The sequence below is a fragment of the bacterium genome (assembly GCA_021372535.1).
GTDB lineage: Bacteria > Latescibacterota > Latescibacteria > Latescibacterales > Latescibacteraceae > JAFGMP01.
In genome coordinates this window covers 24,991-42,657 of sequence record JAJFUH010000007.1, presented here as the reverse complement: position 1 = coordinate 42,657, position 17,667 = coordinate 24,991, and the positions used below count along the sequence as shown (strand labels likewise).

Annotated in this window: 15 protein-coding genes and 1 tRNA gene; all 16 read left to right on the top strand. The window is 50.7% G+C overall.

The annotated features are described in order from the left end of the window. The first annotated feature begins 336 nt into the window (after nt 1-336). The 16 genes from LLG96_00735 to LLG96_00660 all read left to right on the top strand — a co-directional run bounded on the left by LLG96_00735 (nt 337) and on the right by LLG96_00660 (nt 17,665). Nucleotides 337-1,188, top strand: coding sequence for an ATP-binding protein (locus LLG96_00735; protein MCE5248722.1), 852 nt, complete (start codon nt 337-339; stop codon nt 1,186-1,188). 38 nt (nt 1,189-1,226) lie between these two features. After that, nucleotides 1,227-1,604 (top strand): pyridoxamine 5'-phosphate oxidase family protein, encoded by a 378-nt coding sequence (locus tag LLG96_00730; GenBank protein ID MCE5248721.1) that lies wholly within the window; start codon nt 1,227-1,229, stop codon nt 1,602-1,604. Nucleotides 1,605-1,620: 16 nt separating this feature from the next. Continuing rightward, nucleotides 1,621-2,064 carry a CGGC domain-containing protein gene (locus LLG96_00725; protein MCE5248720.1) on the top strand — a complete coding sequence of 148 codons (444 nt, stop codon included), beginning with the start codon at nt 1,621-1,623 and terminating at the stop codon, nt 2,062-2,064. A gap of 58 nt (nt 2,065-2,122) precedes the next feature. Continuing rightward, nucleotides 2,123-2,611 (top strand): tRNA (N6-threonylcarbamoyladenosine(37)-N6)-methyltransferase TrmO, encoded by a 489-nt coding sequence (tsaA, locus tag LLG96_00720; GenBank protein MCE5248719.1) that lies wholly within the window; start codon nt 2,123-2,125, stop codon nt 2,609-2,611. A gap of 115 nt (nt 2,612-2,726) precedes the next feature. Continuing rightward, the gene (locus LLG96_00715) at nt 2,727-3,647 is read left to right on the top strand and encodes an ATP-binding protein (GenBank protein ID MCE5248718.1); all 921 of its coding nucleotides are present in this window, start codon (nt 2,727-2,729) and stop codon (nt 3,645-3,647) included. Nucleotides 3,648-3,773: 126 nt separating this feature from the next. Beyond that, nucleotides 3,774-4,586, top strand: coding sequence for an Mrp/NBP35 family ATP-binding protein (locus LLG96_00710; protein ID MCE5248717.1), 813 nt, complete (start codon nt 3,774-3,776; stop codon nt 4,584-4,586). Nucleotides 4,587-4,640: 54 nt separating this feature from the next. Next, the gene (locus LLG96_00705) at nt 4,641-4,976 is read left to right on the top strand and encodes an ATPase (protein MCE5248716.1); all 336 of its coding nucleotides are present in this window, start codon (nt 4,641-4,643) and stop codon (nt 4,974-4,976) included. Between the two features lie 200 nt (nt 4,977-5,176). Further along, a tRNA-Met gene (locus LLG96_00700) sits at nt 5,177-5,253 on the top strand. A 482-nt stretch (nt 5,254-5,735) separates the two neighbouring features. After that, a complete protein-coding gene (locus LLG96_00695; protein ID MCE5248715.1) occupies nt 5,736-5,972 on the top strand; it encodes a hypothetical protein in 237 nt (78 codons plus the stop codon). Nucleotides 5,973-5,993: 21 nt separating this feature from the next. Further along, the gene (locus LLG96_00690) at nt 5,994-8,213 is read left to right on the top strand and encodes a methyl-accepting chemotaxis protein (GenBank protein MCE5248714.1); all 2,220 of its coding nucleotides are present in this window, start codon (nt 5,994-5,996) and stop codon (nt 8,211-8,213) included. A 50-nt stretch (nt 8,214-8,263) separates the two neighbouring features. Then, nucleotides 8,264-10,384 carry a methyl-accepting chemotaxis protein gene (locus LLG96_00685; GenBank protein ID MCE5248713.1) on the top strand — a complete coding sequence of 707 codons (2,121 nt, stop codon included), beginning with the start codon at nt 8,264-8,266 and terminating at the stop codon, nt 10,382-10,384. A 23-nt stretch (nt 10,385-10,407) separates the two neighbouring features. Further along, entirely contained in the window at nt 10,408-10,860 is a 453-nt protein-coding gene (locus LLG96_00680) for a chemotaxis protein CheW (GenBank protein ID MCE5248712.1), read from the top strand. Between the two features lie 95 nt (nt 10,861-10,955). Beyond that, a complete protein-coding gene (locus tag LLG96_00675) occupies nt 10,956-12,572 on the top strand; it encodes a chemotaxis protein CheW (GenBank protein ID MCE5248711.1) in 1,617 nt (538 codons plus the stop codon). After that, nucleotides 12,569-15,277, top strand: coding sequence for a hybrid sensor histidine kinase/response regulator (locus LLG96_00670; GenBank protein ID MCE5248710.1), 2,709 nt, complete (start codon nt 12,569-12,571; stop codon nt 15,275-15,277). Before LLG96_00675 ends, LLG96_00670 begins: the two co-directional genes overlap by 4 nt. Nucleotides 15,278-15,443: 166 nt before the next feature. After that, nucleotides 15,444-16,460: a chemotaxis response regulator protein-glutamate methylesterase gene (locus LLG96_00665; GenBank protein ID MCE5248709.1), complete on the top strand. Its 1,017-nt coding sequence runs from the start codon at nt 15,444-15,446 to the stop codon at nt 16,458-16,460. A 5-nt stretch (nt 16,461-16,465) separates the two neighbouring features. Next, nucleotides 16,466-17,665 (top strand): fused response regulator/phosphatase, encoded by a 1,200-nt coding sequence (locus tag LLG96_00660; GenBank protein ID MCE5248708.1) that lies wholly within the window; start codon nt 16,466-16,468, stop codon nt 17,663-17,665. Nucleotides 17,666-17,667 lie beyond the last annotated feature (2 nt).

Genomic DNA, 17,667 nt, shown 5'->3' with positions numbered 1-17,667 from the left:
GTGTGCTCTTCCGATCTGAAAAGGAACAGAAAGACTGATACAGTTCGGTTACGACACCATCCGGGCAGGGTAATGGCTCAGGAATAAAAATGCCGGTCCTGCCCGGGTGATCCAATACCTAGTTGCATTCGAACAGGTATTCGCAGTAATTTAAAAAGATGCTGAAGCAAGTTCAGCATGACGGAGTTTACGTCACCCTGAATTTATTTCAGGGTTTATTGCACAGTTTATTACTTCAATGAATGCAACTTGGTAAAAACCACAAAACCTGTTCATGGCACAGCACTGTCGATGAACTATCAAAAACAGGGGTGTTTTTTATCCCGGGAGTGAATCATAGTAAAGCATATTGCGATAGCGAGCGGCAAGGGTGGCACCGGCAAGACCACGGTGGCGGTAGGTCTGGCCGCCGTGCTTGCCGAAACGGGTGTTGCGGTTGCCTACGTGGATTGCGATGTAGAGGAACCGAACGGCCATCTATTCCTTCGACCGGTGATGCAGGAGACGGTCAAGGCAACCATGCCTTATCCCGTTGTTGACCAGGAACGCTGCATCTCCTGCGGGAAATGCCAGGAAATCTGCCAGTATAACGCCGTGATCCTGATCATGGACAAACCGCTCGTATTCCCCGAGATGTGTCATGCCTGCGGCGGATGTGTCCTTGTCTGCCCATCGGGCGCGATCACGGAGGCGGAACGGGAGATAGGTATCATCGAGACCGGCAAGAGAAACGGTATTCGATTCATGCACGGCAAATTGCAGGTCGGTCAGGTGCTTTCTCCTCCGCTCATCCGTAAGGTAAAAATGCGCATTCCCGGGGAGGGGATTACGATTCTTGACTGCCCTCCCGGTACTTCATGCCCGATGGTCACTTCAATACGAGGCGCGGATTACGTTCTTCTGGTCACCGAGCCAACCCCGTTCGGCCTTAATGACCTCAGGCTCGCGGTGGATGCAGTACGTGAGCTCCGGATTCCGTTTGGGGTCTTCATCAACCGTGCAGATATCGGGACACAAGACACGGAGAAGTACTGCAAGAAACACGCCATCCAGATCATGGGGAGAATCCCCGATGACCGACGGGTAGCGGAAGCATATTCTCGTGGAGAACTGCTCGATACGCTTTTACCGCTCTATGGCGAAACATTTCGCATCACCTGGGAAGCAATAGAGCGTGAAGCCATGTGACGGCAATCAACGTAAGCTGTATAAAAAGGAATCTCAACATGACCTCATTGCCGGAAATGATAACAAAAGCCTGGGAAAACCGTGAGGGACCGGCCATATTCACCACCGTGGACCGGAACGGGAACCCCAATTCCATTTATGTCACCTGCGTATTCCTTCACGGCGATGATCGGATAGCTATCGCCGATAACTATTTTAACAAGACCCGCGAGAACATCCGCGCTGGAAGCCGGGGGTCCCTCCTGTTCATCACGAAAGAGAAAAAGGCCTACCAGATGAAAGGAATGATCGAATATCAGGAGAGCGGAGAAATCCGTGAGTTCCTGAAGGACTGTCTCGATCCCAAGTATCCCGTGCATGCCGCGGCGGTGCTCTTGATTGATGAAGTGTACAGCGGAGCGGAAAAAATTGTGTAATTGAGAAGGGTCTGAAATGATAAGAATAGGAATCATCATCTGCGCCCGTTATCGGGACTGCGGCGGCGGCAAATGTTTCCGGGCGCTGCGCGAGCGTCATGGCGGCTTTTCCCGGTACGCCGCAGACGAGCCAGTGGAGATTATCGGTTATTCGAGCTGCGGCGGCTGCCCGGGGGGAAACGTAGAATATGTTCCCGCGGAGTTTGTGAAGAACGGGTGCGACGTCGTCCACCTTGCTACCGGTCTGGTGGTGGGCTATCCCCCCTGTCCCTACATCTGTCAATTCAAGGCATTTATCGAAACGCGCTATGGTCTGCCGGTGGTTATCGGGACTCATCCCATTCCATTAAAATACATGGAAACCCACAGCAAACTTTCCTTCTGGGATGAAGCGGATATGAAAGTGCTCGCAGACCACCTCATTGTGGAGCCTCGCAATGTAATGGAGTTGTACAATTGAGAAAAATGCCAAAAAAAATTACGTTTTCAATCTCGGCGGATGGAGAGGGGCATTGGGCATGAGCGAAACCATTATTACCTACAAACCCATCGGTGTTATCCACAGCGAGCATGTCGCCACGGAACGGACACCCATCCAGCCAGCATACGCGAAGGGCTGTAAGGGCATGGCAGTGTTATTCCCAGAGTTTGTCGACGGTCTCCGCGATCTGGATGGTTTTTCACATATCTATCTCATCTGCCACTTCCACCAAGCAGGACCCACCAGGCTTCTGGTGAAGCCGTTTCTCCAGGATGTTGAGCGAGGCGTGTTCGCGACGCGAGCGCCTTGCCGCCCCAATACCATAGGGCTGAGCATTGTCGAATTAATACGCCGCGAAGGTAACGTGCTTCATCTTGATAGCGTAGACATCCTGGACGGCACGCCACTCCTTGATATCAAGCCATACACGGCCAAGTTTGATAGAATAGAAACGACTCGCAACGGCTGGCAAGACAAAGTGGACGAGGAAACCGCCAGGCTGCTCGGGAAACGCGGTTATCAATAACATTACATGTAAAAATTCAGCAGAACGCTCAAGCTTCTGACAATCGAACGGCGTTATACCGAACTTGTCTTGGCTGAGAAACGAAAATCCCTATTTAAGTTGAGGATAAGGAAACGTGAAAGAACTTGTGGTCATTAGCGGCAAGGGTGGGACTGGCAAGACCTCGGTGGTCGCCTCGTTTGCCGCACTGGCGAAACGGGAAGTGCTTGCTGATTGTGATGTGGACGCCGCCGATTTATATATAGTGCTCAATCCGAAAGTACTCCATCGAAATGACTTTGTCGGCGGGAAAACCGCCCGGATCAAACCGGGGCACTGTACGGCATGTGGTAAATGCGAAGAACTGTGCCGATTCGACGCTATTTTCTTAGACGGGCCCGGAAACGGCACATTCCCAAAAACATTCCGGGTCGATCCACTTGCCTGCGAGGGATGCGGAGTTTGCGCCCATTTCTGCGCTGAAGGGGCTATTGAGTTCACTCCGACAGTCAACGGACAGTGGTTCATTTCGGATACCCGTCATGGAACGCTGGTACACGCAAAGCTCCATGCCGGAGGAGAAAATTCCGGGAAACTGGTCACCATCATCCGTAACGAAGCGCGGAATATCGCCGCGCGGGATCGTCTCGATACGATCATCGTGGACGGCTCACCCGGCATAGGATGCCCTGTCATAGCCTCAATCACAGGAGCAGACATGGTTCTGGCGGTAACCGAGCCGACAAAATCGGGTCTTCATGATCTTGAGCGGGTTATCGAGCTTGCCGGACATTTCGGTATTCCCCTGGCGGTAACCATCAACAAGTGGGACCTGAACGGGGATATGACCCGCGTCATTTCTGAAAAGGTACAGAGCAGGGGGATCGATGTGCTCGGAACCATCAGATATGACCGTGCGGTAACAGATTCCATGGTTCAGGGATCGTGTGTGGTCGAATTCACCGATTCCCCTGTCACACAGGATGTGCGTGCCTTGTGGCAAAAGGTACATGAAAAACTCTCGTCCCTGCCTGAAAAACAGGATAATGCTTCATAACACCGGTGCCAGATCAAATGAATGAACAAAAAGGCGGTGAGAAAATATCATTTTCACACGCCCGTTAATGAAATATGTATTTGTCAATTATCCCATCGCAGCATTTCCACTTATGGAGAAAACAGCATGAACAGTCCCGCAAACTCTTCACAGGAAGAGACCGACAAAAAAATCAGCAAAAGGCTTGCATCCATACACCACATTCTTCTCATTCTCTCTGGAAAAGGGGGAGTTGGAAAAAGCACCGTTGCCGTCAATATCGCAACAGAACTTGCCCGCGCGGGGAAACAAGTCGGTCTCCTTGATGTCGATATTCATGGGCCCAGTATACCGTCCATGATGGGTCTTTCGGGATCGCCCATTTTATACAGCGAAAATTCCATGCTCCCTGTTGAGTTTACGGTGAATCTAAAGGTCATGTCTATAGGATTCCTGCTTCAGGACCGCGGTGATGCGGTCATATGGCGCGGTCCGTTGAAATACAGCGTGATACAGCAGTTTATTGCCGATGTGGAGTGGGGAACGCTCGATTACCTCGTCATCGACTCGCCGCCGGGCACCGGAGATGAGCCGCTCAGCATCGCACAGCTCACCGCTCCAAAGGCAACAGCGGTCATAGTCACGACTCCCCAGCAGGTTTCAATCGAGGATGTGCGCAAGAGCATAACCTTCTGCCGTAAGGTCAATCTCCCCGTGAAGGGAATTATCGAGAACATGAGCGGATTCGTGTGTCCTCACTGCGGCAACAGTGTCGATATATTCAACACCGGGGGCGGCGAAGCGCTCGCACGGGAAATGAACGTGCCATTCCTCGGAAGAATCCCGATCGATCCTGTCATTGTCTCATCGTGCGATGACGGTACCCCGTTCATTCTCAAAAACACCGAATCCAAGGCATCCAAGGCGTTTCAAACCGTCATACAGGCATTCATGTCTTAGGAAAAACCGTACAAAACCTCATACGTTGAAAACAGTCAGGAAGGGAGTTATTCGATGAAAATTGCCGTTCCGCTTACGGAAAACAGTCTGGCGATGCATTTCGGTCACTGCGACCGGTTTGCAGTTATGATAGTCGATGACAACGGAACCGTCATCAGCCGTGAAAACCTCATTCCACCTCCTCATGAACCCGGAGTGCTTCCCGCGTGGCTGCACTCTCTCGGGGTTACACATATCATTGCGGGCGGCATGGGTTCGAGAGCTCAGAGTCTTTTTGCGGAGAATAATATCTCCGTGGTTGTCGGAGCGCCATTGAAACCGCCCGAAGTTCTCGCTTCGATGTGTGCGACGGGTCAGCTGGAAGGCGGGGATAATATCTGCGATCACTGATGCACTGTGTTCAAAGGATGGTACATCCCGTAATGCCCGGTATAACGGCATGACTGACCCTGTGCCCCCGAATCCGGATACCATGCCTGAAAACACAGTGAATCATGCTCTTGTATAGTTCTCTTTATGGTTTTATACAGGAAGAATCATTGCTTGACAAAGATTCTTTTATTCTGTATACTATCAGTCTGAAATTGTGTCGCGGGGTGGAGCAGTCTGGTAGCTCGTTGGGCTCATAACCCAAAGGTCAGCGGTTCGAATCCGCTCCCCGCTACCATAATGAAAATAAGGGGTTAGAAACTATTCTCAACCCCATTTTTATGCTTAAAATGTTTTATCCCCAACCATATCCCCACCATTTTCTTATAAATTCAGAGCAAGTAGTGTTCATACATGTCCATAACCGGGAATTGATTGCGCCGGAAGCGATGTGTTTCCTTCTCGCAGCCGGATTCTCTCACCGATGTCTTCAGGTGCCCGGACATTATAAAGGAACGCCTCACCGGCCCGGGGAGTGGCTTGGGAGTGGTACAAAAAGCTGGTACAGGTCACAGCCGGTTTTACGGTATACAATGGTTTCCCAAAAGGCTTGTTTTTATAAAGGGCGGCTATTTTAACGAAGATATATCTTGACTTAGCCTTTTTTCAACTGTTTAATACTATCTTGTGAGAAAGTATCGGAAGGGACACAGAGGGGGCGAATCGGTTACCTTCTGTGATAAAAATAAACAGTTGTAAATAATCTATAAGGACAAAACTATGGAACTCGGCATGGTATTTGACGGAAGAGCCGGAGACCCGAACAAAATCGATGAGGCTACCCGGAAAAAAATCGCTGAATTCATCGACAGGCGTGTCGGGGATTTCCGCTGTCCCGATCACGATAAAGCCCCGACGATCGTTGTTAAAGGCGACAACCTTGAAAACATGGTCTTCGAAGTCACCGGCTGCTGCAATAAACTCATTCAAATGACGAAGGAAAAACTGGCAGAGTAACCGTCAGCAAAGGATTTTACGATGAACCTTACCATGCGAAAAAAGATCATCGGTCTGGTAATACTCTCCGTGATTATTCCTGTGATGATTATGTATATCCTGATTGTGAAATTCCAGGGAATAACGAAGAAAAAGGCGGAAGACGAGCTCGATAAAATCAGCAGGTTGAATATTGCCCAGATTGCCAAAGATGTCAGTGGTCTGTGTGAGGTTACAAACGATCTTGTTCAGATAAAAATCGATAACGACCTCAATGTTGCGCGGGAGATCATCAAACAAAACGGGTTCATAAACATCGGATCGGAAACTGTCGAATGGGAAGTGATCAACCAGTATAATAATGCATTGCAGCGACTCAAGCTGCCCAGGATGAATATCGGACGGACATGGTTCGGAAAGAGCCGTGATTTTTCGACAGCGACACCGGTTGTGGATGAGGTAAAAAAACTCGTTGGGGGAACATGCACGATATTTCAGCGGATGAATGATCGCGGCGATATGCTGAGAATCGCCACGAATGTCGAGAATCTCGATAACACCAGAGCCACCGGCACGTATATCCCCGCAGTCAATCCGAACGGTGCCGTCAACCCGGTCATCGAGAAAGTGCTGAAAGGGGAAACGTATCGAGGTCTTGCCTATGTGGTAAACGCATGGTATATCGCATCGTACGAGCCGATACAGGACAAAAACGATACAATCATCGGCATGCTGTATGTCGGGGAAAAACTGGAATCCGTTACATCGCTCCGGACAGCCATCATGAATATCGTTGTCGGCAAAACCGGATATGTCTGGGTTCTCCAGGGAACCGGGGGAAACAGGGGTTCGTACATAATCTCAAAAGATGGCGAACGTGACAAGGAAAATATCTGGGATGCTGTCGATTCAGAGGGAAACTACTTTGTTCAATCCATCATCAAAAAAGCGCTTCCATTAGGAAAAGGCGAGGTTGCGTACGAAAAATATCCATGGAAAAACGTCGGCGAGGATACAGTTCGGAATAAAATCGCTGCAATTGTATATTTCAAACCATGGGACTGGGTAATCGGCGCGGGTATTTATGAGGAAGACTACCAACAGGCAAAATATGAGATAGACAAGGCTACATCGAGACTGTTGTTCCATTTGATTATCGGCGGATTCATAATCATAGTAATTGCAACTATCTTTGCCAACTATATGGGCAATCGTATGGTCAAACCGCTCGATCTCATTACCAGGGTGGCGAAAAAGATCGCCGCCGGTGATGTATCGGGCGCCAGAAAAGAATTGACGGACGTTTCAATGAAATCGGGCCGGAAAAAACAAAAAGAACATTTTATACAGAACCACGATGAAACCGTACAGCTGCTCGAAGCCTTCGGTACTATGGCGGAAAGCCTCAATTCCCTGATCGGCCAGGTACATCGCTCGGGTATTCAGGTAACGACATCCGCCACCGAGATTTCGGCATCGATCAAACAACTTCAGGCCACAGTTTCCGAACAGGCGGCATCATCCAAAGAAGTCTCGGTCACAAGCAAAGAAATTGCCTCGACCGCTGTCGAACTGGCTAATACCATGGACAAAGTAAGCGAAACGGTCGACAATACGGCGACCAGAGCCGACAGCGGACGATCCAATCTGAATAACATGGAGACGGTCATGAACCGTCTTGTCGATGCAACCAGCAAAATTTCCTCAAAGCTGGCGATAATCAATGAAAAAACGAAGAAAATTTCGAGCATAGGAATAACCATCAGCAAAATCTCCGACCAGACCCATCTCCTTTCTCTCAACGCTGCCATCGAAGCAGAAAAAGCGGGAGAATACGGTAAAGGATTTTCAGTTGTCGCCCAGGAGATCAGCCGCCTTGCAGACCAGACATCCATTGCCACAGGGGATATCGAATACATGGTGAAGGAGATGCAGTCCTCTGTATCTTCGGGGGTGATGGAAATGGACAAGTTCACCGATGAAGTCCGTGAAGGCGTGCACGAGCTGGAATCCATCGGCGAGCAATTCGGCGGTATCATCGAACAGGTGAGGGCTCTGGTTCCGGATTTCGAAGCTGCAAAAGAAGGAATGCACGGGCAGGAAGACGGCGCTCATCAGATCAGCGAAGCCATCGTTCAACTTTCGGAAACCGCCGAACAGACAAAGGAATCGCTCCATGAATTCAAACTGGCGACAGACCAGTTGAATGAGGCTGTTCAGGGACTCCAGAACGAAGTCTCCCGATTCAGGATCATGGAATAACAGAACAGTGATCGCACTATTCCCCGTCACGTGTATGCGTGTATGAGTATATGAAAAACTATCTGAACAATCTGCCGATTTCCCACAAGCTGTTAATCAGCAGCCTTACCTATATTCTGCCGCTCTCAATTCTCTTTTATTTCGTCACTTCGGGTTTCAACAACACCATTCGTTTCGCCCGGCGGGAACTGATGGGCAGCGAGGTATCAAAACCGCTCGCGAAACTCACGGAGATGGTGCCCGAACACCGCCGATATATCCATTTTTCCGTATCCGGCGATATGGCTCAGCAGAACAATTGTGAGCTCGCAGCACAGGAAATCGATACCGCGTTCTCCGACCTTCTTGTAAAAACCACGAAGTATGAGAAAGCCCTCCAGATAGACAGACAAAGCCTGTCAAAGATCGATATGGGGCAGTATTACCCCGGAGAACTCTTCGCCAGATGGCAATCGCTTCAGGCAAACTGGAAAGCCATGTCACCCGAGCAGATTGACACCGCACACACTGAGCTCAGCAAAGGCATCACAACCCTGACAAGCCACGTTGCAAATACATCAAATCTTGTTCGTGACCCCGACATGGATACCTACCACCTTATCTACAATGTTTTTGTGGGTATCCCCCAGATGCAGGAACGGTGCAGTGAAATGCTGCTGTATGGCATGAAAGCTCTCGAATCCGGCAGACTGACCCAGGAGGACAGAATAACATTCGCCGAATTCATTGATATTACGGAAAACTACTATATGCGGTTCCTCCGGCAAAATCTCTCCTTCGCCCTGCAGGAAGACGAATATTTTTATGGCAAGAGCCAGTCTCTGCAGAATAATCTTCCTCCTGTTTTTGAAAACTATGATTCCGCAGTCAGCGGATTCACCTCGCTGTTGAAAAACCTTGTAAGCGAAGAACATCCCCCGGATACTGTTGTCGAGTTCACGAGTCTCGGCGAAAAGATGCTCGACACGAGCTCGGCATTCAATCAGGTTGCAATTCACGAGCTCGATATTCTGCTCGAAAAGAAAATTGCCACAAACGAGCGGAGCAGGCTGCTTGCCTATCTCCTCATCATCATTGCGCTGAGTGTGTCGTGGGGAATTGCATTTCTTGTTTCACGGGGTATTACACGTCCGCTCGGCGTTATCACGCATGCAGCTGAATCGATAGCGTCCGGAAATCTCAAGGAAGCAAAAACAAGCCTCGAAAGCGCTTATCGCATGGGAATCGGAAGCGGTAAGAGCGCCGGCAGTTCGACCGGAAAGAACCGGAACGAGGTAACGGTGCTGTTTCAGGCAATTACCACCATGATCTCCAATCTGGATGCAATCATCACTCGTCTGCGCACCGCAAGCGACAAGGTCTCCGAATCAAAGTCCAGGATTGTCACTTCCATGCGGCAGCTCGAAACAATCGCCGCCGAACAGGCCGCATCGACCACCCATGTCCGTTCGACCAGCACCCACATCTGCTCCAATGTCAAAGACCTCGCCTCGACCATGAACCAGGTCACCAAAATGTCTGTGGAGTCAGCCACACTTGCAAATTCCGGTATTCAGGGGCTGGATAACATCCGAACGACCATGCGGACGCTCCTCGTTGCATCATCCGATTTGAACGACAAACTGAAAATGATCAGTGAAAAAGCCGCGACTATCACCGGGGTTATTACCACGATAACCAATGTTGCCGACCAGACGAACCTGCTCTCCCTCAATGCTTCCATAGAAGCCGTAAATGCAGGCGAATACGGAGCAGGATTCCTGGTGGTGGCATCCGAAATCCGTCGCCTCGCAGACCAGACCGCAGTGGCGGCCCTTAATATCGAGGCAATGATACTGGAGATGGAAAATGCCATGAAAGACGGCGTCGCCAGTGTCGAAAACTACCATACACTTGCGAAGGAAAGTTCCGAGAAGACCGCGCGGATAAGCGAGGAACTGGGAACCATTATCGAGCATTCGCGTGAATTCGTACCACAATTCGAGTCGCTTAACCAGGGCATGCAATCGCAATCCAACAGCGCCGGACAGATCAGCGATGCGATGCAGCAGCTTAATATTACAGCCATCCAGGTTCGTGATTCGCTCATCGAATTTAAAGAAGTAACCGATCAGTTGACCGAAGCTGTGGAGAATTTACAGGAGGTGTCACGTTTCTCGCAAAACGACTGAGAAACCGGCACGAATGACATGCTATGCTTCTACTCATGTTCACATGCGAAAAAGAACGATACGGCATCGATGTTCGTCAGATTATCGAAGTCGTATCGATGGTCCGTTTCAAAAAAATCCCCCGCTCGCCGGACTATATTGCAGGACTGTTCAAGTATCGCGGCTCGATAGTGCCGGTGATCGATCTGACTGTGCTCCTTGCCGGCTCCCGGTCAAAGCCTCTCCTCAGCACCCGGATCATACTGGTCTATTGCACGGGTTCAGATAAGGAGCTTCATATTCTCGGCCTTCTTGCTGAAAAAGTCACCGATACGATGATGTTTTCCGAAGCTGATTTTCATTCTCCCGGCGTCGAATCGGACAATACACCATATCTCGGCACGATTACCACCGATACCGACGGTATGATTCAACTGATCGATCCGATGAAACTGTTACCGGAATCCCTTCAGCAGATACTGTTTGTAAATAAATAGCACAGTACAGCCGGCTTGAACCGGAAAACGGCCCCCGGGGAATATGAGGGCTGTTTTATTGCATTATATACTATCATAATCTGTCGGAGCAAACCATGGAGTTCATGGTAATCGAGAAACTGCTTCAGGACACTATCGGGCTGAATATAGAATCGCTCGGCGAAAAATTCATGGATCGTGTGGTTTCCGACGAGATGAAGCGTCTCGGTATCACTTCCGCTCTCCGGTACAGGGAAATCCTCGACACATCACCGGAAGAACTCGACCGTCTGATCGAGCAGGCGGTTGTCCATGAGACATGGTTCTTCCGCGACGCGGAACCCTTCCGTTACCTCAGCAACCATGTCCGTGAGAACTGGCTGCCCGCACGGCAGGGAAAGGTACTGCGGATACTTTCGGCCGCCTGTTCCACCGGAGAGGAACCATATTCGATAGCCATGACCCTCATCGATGCAGGCCTGTCCGGGGATGCATTCACCATCGATGCGGTCGACATCAGCAAAGAGGGACTGGAAAAAGCGGCGGGCGGTCTCTACGGCAGAGAGTCATTCCGCGGTAAAACAGAGGATTTTCGCGACCGTTACTTCGGCAGGATCGATCAGAAGTATAAACTCGATGACTCGATTACGGGGCTTGTGCGCTTCCACCGTGACAATCTTGTTCACCCGGATTATCTTGCAGGCAACAGGCCGTACGAGATAATATTCTGCAGGAATTTCATGATTTATCTCACGGATAAAGCGCGGGAAACAGTGCTTGCGACCATAAACCGTCTCCTTCTTCCGGGCGGTCTGCTCTTCGTCGGGAGCGCCGAGCTGTTTCTCTATAAGGATACCGGCTATGAGTCAGTGCATCATTCGAGATCGTTCGCCCTTCAAAAAACAATACCTGCCAAGAAACCGGCTGCCGAGAAAAAACATCTGAAAACAACGACCGGAACAACCAAGGTTCAAAGCACATCCGACAAAAAAATTCCTGCCAAAAAGATAATAGCGCATTCCGCTCCATATACGAACTCAAGTCCGAACGACACCGTTCCCGCCACTATCAGTAAAAATGCGAGTGAACTGTGCTGGGAAGAGACAGGCGTTTATGGCAACAAGACATGCACGAAACTGGATGAATTGTCACACTGCCGCGCCTGCCCGATATATGCACGGTACGGGAAGAGCCTTTTCGACCGTGAAATACCCCCGGAGTACCTGAAAGAACGAACCGAGATTCTCTCCCGGAAAAAGAGAACCGAGATACCGGGAACCGATTCCGTCGTCGTATTCAGGATCAGCGATGAATGGCTTGCCCTGAGAATCGCCTATTTCGAGGAAGTGAATAACACCCGACCCGTTCATTCAGTTCCCTTTCGCACGAATTCGATATTCAGAGGGCTGGTTAATATCAATGGCGAGCTGATACCCTGTGTTTCGATTGAAACTATCCTCGGTATACCGGCCGGAGATGGCGCGCATTCCACAGAGAATGTTATGAAACGGATGGCTGTAGTGGAAAAAAATGGCGAGCGGTTTGTCTTCTCCGTCAATGAAGTACTGGGAGTCAGACGAATAACTCCCGATGATCTCACGAAAACACCTGCTACCATATCGAAATCATCCCACGGCCTTACCGGGGGGCTTTTCACCATCGATGAAAGGACTGTGGGGCTGCTCGATGAGGACAGATTCTTCGATTCGTTACAGGAGAGTATAATCCGTTGATCAACGCGAATCAGGGTGAACCGGCAGACCTGTCTCTGCTGGATCTGTTCAGGACTGAGCTGGAAACCGGCGCTAAAAGGCTGGAAGTCGGCCTGGTCGATCTCGAAAGGGATCAGTCGCCCGAGAAAACCGAGCCGCTCATGCGGGCGGCACACTCTATCAAGGGAGCAGCCCGGATAGTCGGGCTTGACCTCGCCGTTTCTCTCGCCCATGCCATGGAAGACATGCTGTCGGCAGCGCAGCACGGGACTCTACACCTTACTTCAGACCACATCGATGTGCTCCTGAAATGCAATGATATTTTCCTTCGCCTGAGTTCCTCTCCGGTCGCGGGGATGTCGGCGCAGCTTTCGGGTGAAGAGCAGACAATACAAAATCTTTCGGTGAAGCTCCGGACAATGCTTTCCCCGGAACCGCAGGCTCAAAAGCAGACCGAACCAAAACCGGAACAACCGGCCGTCGAACCTGAAGCCGCACCGAAGCAGAGCAGGGAATTCTCCGATGAATCCATGCTCCAGCTCTTCCGTGTCGAGGTGGAGACCCACTCGCGGATTCTCGAAAGCGGCCTTGTCGAGCTCGAAAAGAACCAGACCCCTGAAAAAATCGAACCTCTCATGCGGGCGGCTCATTCGATAAAAGGCGCGGCACGGATTGTGAACCTTAACCTCGAGGTTTCGCTCGCCCACGCTATGGAAGATGTACTGTCCGCTGCCCAGCACGGGAACCTGATCCTGCATTCGGAGCATATTGACCTGCTGCTTCGGAGCAACGATATATTTTCCCGGATGTCCTCGCTCACCCCTTCGGAAATCCACAGTTCCCTGTCCACGCAATCCGACAGGGTAAAATCGCTGACCCGTTCGCTGATCGATGTCCTGACGGGGAAACCGTTCGAATCCTCACTCCTGGAAGCGAGACAGCTTGTCTCTGCCTTGCCGAAAAAAGAAGCCGCCCCGAGGGAAGAAACCTTTGTCCGCGTGCTTGCCGACACCCTTAACCGGATTCTCGGACTCACCGGCGAGTGCCTTATCCAGGCGAAACTGGCGAAACCGTTTTCCGCATCACTGCTCACATTGAAACACCTGTACATGGAGGTTGCCAGCTCGTTCGAAACCCTTCTCGTGACAGTCAAGAATACCGCCGGGCTCGAAGAGGTCTATGAAAAAAACTATGAAACGTTCCGGCTTCTGGAGCAGAGCCGTGAAATTCTCTACCAGCATATGGAAGAGTACGAGATTTTCTCGCGACGCATTGAAAATCTTACTGATCAATTGTATTCGGAGGTAATATCGAGCCGAATGACTCCTTTTTCCGACGGGCTTCTTGGTTTCCCCAGAATGGTTCGCGATCTTTCCAGACGGCTCGGTAAAAAAGTCAACCTTGTCATTCAGGGCGGGTCTACTCCTGTGGACAGGGATATTCTGGAAAAACTCGAATCGCCGCTCACCCATATTCTGCGAAACGCTGTCGATCACGGTATCGAGACTCCTGATGTACGGGCCGCGGCCGGGAAAAAACCGGAAGGTACGCTTCGTATCGAAGCCCGTCACATGTTCGGAATGCTCAATATCATCATACAGGATGACGGCATGGGGATCGATCCGGAGAAATTACGGAAAAAAGTGGTTCGGGACGGGCATGTCAGCGATGAAATGGCTAAAAACCTCACCCGCGACGAGCTCTTTGAATTTCTGTTTCTTCCCGGCTTCACCACGCACGAAAAGGTGACTGAAGTTTCGGGAAGAGGTATCGGGCTCGATGTTGTTTTATCGATGCTTCACTCGGTCAGCGGCTCGATACGGATCGAATCGGAACCCGGACGGGGGACGACGTTTCATCTCCATCTTCCCATAACGCTCTCGGTCGTCAGAGCTCTCCTGATGGACATTGCCGGCGAAACGTATGCTCTCCCGCTTACCCGTATCGAACATGTCATCGATTTTTCCGCAAAGGAGCTGAAAACGGTCGAAGACCGGCCGATATGCATTTTCGAGGGTGAAAACATCGGAATCGTCAATGCACGGCAGATTCTGCGGCTTCCTCAAGGGGACAACACGCCGGATTCGCTCCCTATTGCCATTATCAGCGACCGGTTAAACCGATATGGCTTTGTGGTCGACCGTTTTCTCGGTCAGGCCGAGCTGGTTGTCAGACCCCTCGATGCACGACTCGGGAAGATACCGACGATCAGTTCCGGCGCTATTCTCGAGGATGGTTCACCGGTGCTGATCATGGATGCCGATGACCTTGTCCGGTCTATCGATGAGTTCGTTACTCACGGCAAACCGGAGAAAATCGGCAATGGGAAAGTCAACCAGTCGGTAAAGAAAAAGATTCTTGTCGTGGACGATTCCATCACCGTGCGGGAAGCGGAGCGCAAGATGCTGCAGAGCAGGGGATACGAGGTTTCCGCCGCTGTCGATGGAATGGACGCATGGAACACGCTGCTCAAGCGCGAAGCGTTCGACCTTGTGATAACGGATATTGACATGCCCCGCATGAATGGACTGGAGCTTATCGGCAGAATCAAAAACAATCCGGATTTCAGCAGAATCCCGATCATCATTATCTCGTACAAGGATCGTGAAGAGGACAGAATGAAGGGCCTCGATGCCGGCGCGGACTACTATCTGACAAAGGCAAGTTTTCATGACGACCGTCTGTTCGATGCGGTCAACGACCTCTTAGCCCGATCTATTCAATGAATTTGACTAAACGCGGATTTTCACGGATTTGTTTTTTATTTATATCATTTGGGACGTTAACGATTAATAACTGCTAATAATAGTATAAACAATCCATTATATCTATTTGTGTCTTTGTGGTAAAAATATTTTCATGAATAATCCATGTCAGGAGAGCGGTAAGATAATGCGTATTGCCATTGTCAACGATCTGATGCTGGCGGTTGAAATACTCCGTAGAGTCATTTCATCTGTCCCGTCTTACGAAATATCATGGATTGCCATTGATGGGGCTGAAGCGGTGAAAAAATGCGCCGAAGATACTCCCGACCTGATTCTCATGGATTTGATCATGCCCGTTATGGACGGTGTTCAGGCTACCAGTACGATAATGAAGAATACACCCTGCGCAATCCTCGTGGTGACGGCGACGGTAAGCGGAAACGCATCCAAAGTGTTCGAGGCTATGGGTCACGGGGCGCTCGATGCTGCGGGAACGCCTGTCATGGGCGGCGACGGCTCGATACAGGGCGCCGATGAACTGCTGCGGAAAATTGCGACCATTGGTAAACTCATCGGTAAAAACGATACGATACCCGCTCGGGCACCCGTGGCAAAAAAAACCCCCAAAACCCAACCGTCCCTCGTGGCGATCGGCAGTTCCACCGGCGGACCCAGAGCTCTGTCGATCATTCTTTCGTCCATGCCCCGGCAATTGGGAGCATCGATCGTTATCGTCCAGCATGTGGATGTACAATTCGCATCAGGGCTGGCCGAATGGCTGAATGAACAGACAGCACTCACCGTAACAGTCGCGCGCGAGGGCGACCGCCCGGCGGAAAATACTGTGTACATCGCGAAAACCAACGATCACCTCATCGTTGGAGAGGATATGTCGTTTCATTATACTTCCGAGCCCCGGAACTATCCCTACCGACCGTCGGTCGATACGTTTTTCAGCAGTCTCGCCGCCTGCTGGCCGCAGAGAGGTATCGCACTTTTACTGACCGGAATAGGAAAAGACGGCGCCCGGGGGCTTTTGGAGCTGCGCGAAAAAGGATGGCACACTATCGCACAGGATATGAAAACCTCTATAGTTTACGGTATGCCGAAAGCCGCTGCGGAGATAAAAGCGGCTGTGGAAATTCTGCCCATTGACACCATCACGGAATCGATTGTACGTTATATGAAAGTAAAGGAATAGCCGATATGCCCGTTAACCCCTCCCCCTCGTTATCATCACGGCTGACCGATTACGAAATCACCGTCCTTCTGATCGATGACCAGACCATTGTTGCCGCCGCTGTCGAACGCATGCTTTCGTCCGAGAAGGACATATCGTTCCATTACTGCCAGGACCCCACCAAAGCGATCGAGATGGCAGTCGAAGTGTCGCCGACGATCATCCTTCAGGACCTTGTCATGCCGGATATCGACGGACTGACCCTCGTGAAATTCTTCAGGGTTCATCCACAGCTCAAGGATGTACCCCTCATCGTTTTGTCCTCGAAAGAAGAGGCGGGCACCAAAGCCGATGCGTTTGCGGTGGGAGCGAACGATTACCTCGTCAAACTGCCGGACAGGATTGAGCTGATCGCCAGAATACGCTACCATTCTAAAGCATACATCAACCTGCTGCAGCGGAACGAGGCCTATGAAGCGCTGCTTAAAAGCCAGCAGGAACTGGCTTCCGAGCTTGTAAAAGCGGCGGAACATGTGATGTCGCTTCTGCCCCCGCCGATAACCGAACCGCCCATCATGACCGAGTGGCGTTTTGTGCCGTCGGCGCAGCTTGGAGGGGATTCCTTCGGATACCACTGGATCGACGAGGATCATTTTGCGGTCTACCTGCTCGATGTATGCGACCATGGAGTGGGTTCCGCGTTGCTCTCGGTGTCTGCTCTCAATACGCTGCGGTCACAAACGCTTCCGAATACCGACTTTATTGTACCGGAGCAGGTTCTTTCCGGTCTCAACGATTCGTTTCAGATGGAGTCGCACAATAACCTCTATTTCACGATCTGGTACGGCGTGGTGAATATAAGGACGAATGAGCTCCGATACTCGACAGCCGGACATCCCCCCGGGCTGCTCATTTCCGGGCCGGACAGGTTCTCCGAGCTGATGACCAAAAATCTTCTCATCGGCGGATTGCCGGGTTCGTCCTATACGAGCAGAACGGTAAAAATCGACCGTCCTTCGACACTGTATGTTTTTTCAGATGGTGTATACGAAGTTCAGAAACAGGATGGGACGCTGTGGAGTCTCGATGAATTGAAGGCATTTCTCGTCGATCCGCCGACCGGGAAGGGTTCTGAAATCGATGCGCTCCTGCTCTATATCAAAGACATGAACGCGGGTGAAACCCTGGCGGACGATTTTTCCATACTCAAGGTGCGCTTTGAGTAAAC

What these genes read in the sequence shown, in the direction of transcription:
- LLG96_00680 (MCE5248712.1), top strand. Translation starts at nt 10,408, where the DNA reads ATGCTTCTACTCATGTTCACATGCGAAAAAGAACGATACGGCATCGAT.
- LLG96_00710 (MCE5248717.1), top strand. Translation starts at nt 3,774, where the DNA reads ATGAACAGTCCCGCAAACTCTTCACAGGAAGAGACCGACAAAAAAATC.
- LLG96_00725 (MCE5248720.1), top strand. Translation starts at nt 1,621, where the DNA reads ATGATAAGAATAGGAATCATCATCTGCGCCCGTTATCGGGACTGCGGC.
- LLG96_00695 (MCE5248715.1), top strand. Translation starts at nt 5,736, where the DNA reads ATGGAACTCGGCATGGTATTTGACGGAAGAGCCGGAGACCCGAACAAA.
- LLG96_00660 (MCE5248708.1), top strand. Translation starts at nt 16,466, where the DNA reads ATGCCCGTTAACCCCTCCCCCTCGTTATCATCACGGCTGACCGATTAC.
- LLG96_00675 (MCE5248711.1), top strand. Translation starts at nt 10,956, where the DNA reads ATGGAGTTCATGGTAATCGAGAAACTGCTTCAGGACACTATCGGGCTG.
- LLG96_00690 (MCE5248714.1), top strand. Translation starts at nt 5,994, where the DNA reads ATGAACCTTACCATGCGAAAAAAGATCATCGGTCTGGTAATACTCTCC.
- LLG96_00685 (MCE5248713.1), top strand. Translation starts at nt 8,264, where the DNA reads ATGAAAAACTATCTGAACAATCTGCCGATTTCCCACAAGCTGTTAATC.
- LLG96_00665 (MCE5248709.1), top strand. Translation starts at nt 15,444, where the DNA reads ATGCGTATTGCCATTGTCAACGATCTGATGCTGGCGGTTGAAATACTC.
- tsaA (MCE5248719.1), top strand. Translation starts at nt 2,123, where the DNA reads ATGAGCGAAACCATTATTACCTACAAACCCATCGGTGTTATCCACAGC.
- LLG96_00730 (MCE5248721.1), top strand. Translation starts at nt 1,227, where the DNA reads ATGACCTCATTGCCGGAAATGATAACAAAAGCCTGGGAAAACCGTGAG.
- LLG96_00705 (MCE5248716.1), top strand. Translation starts at nt 4,641, where the DNA reads ATGAAAATTGCCGTTCCGCTTACGGAAAACAGTCTGGCGATGCATTTC.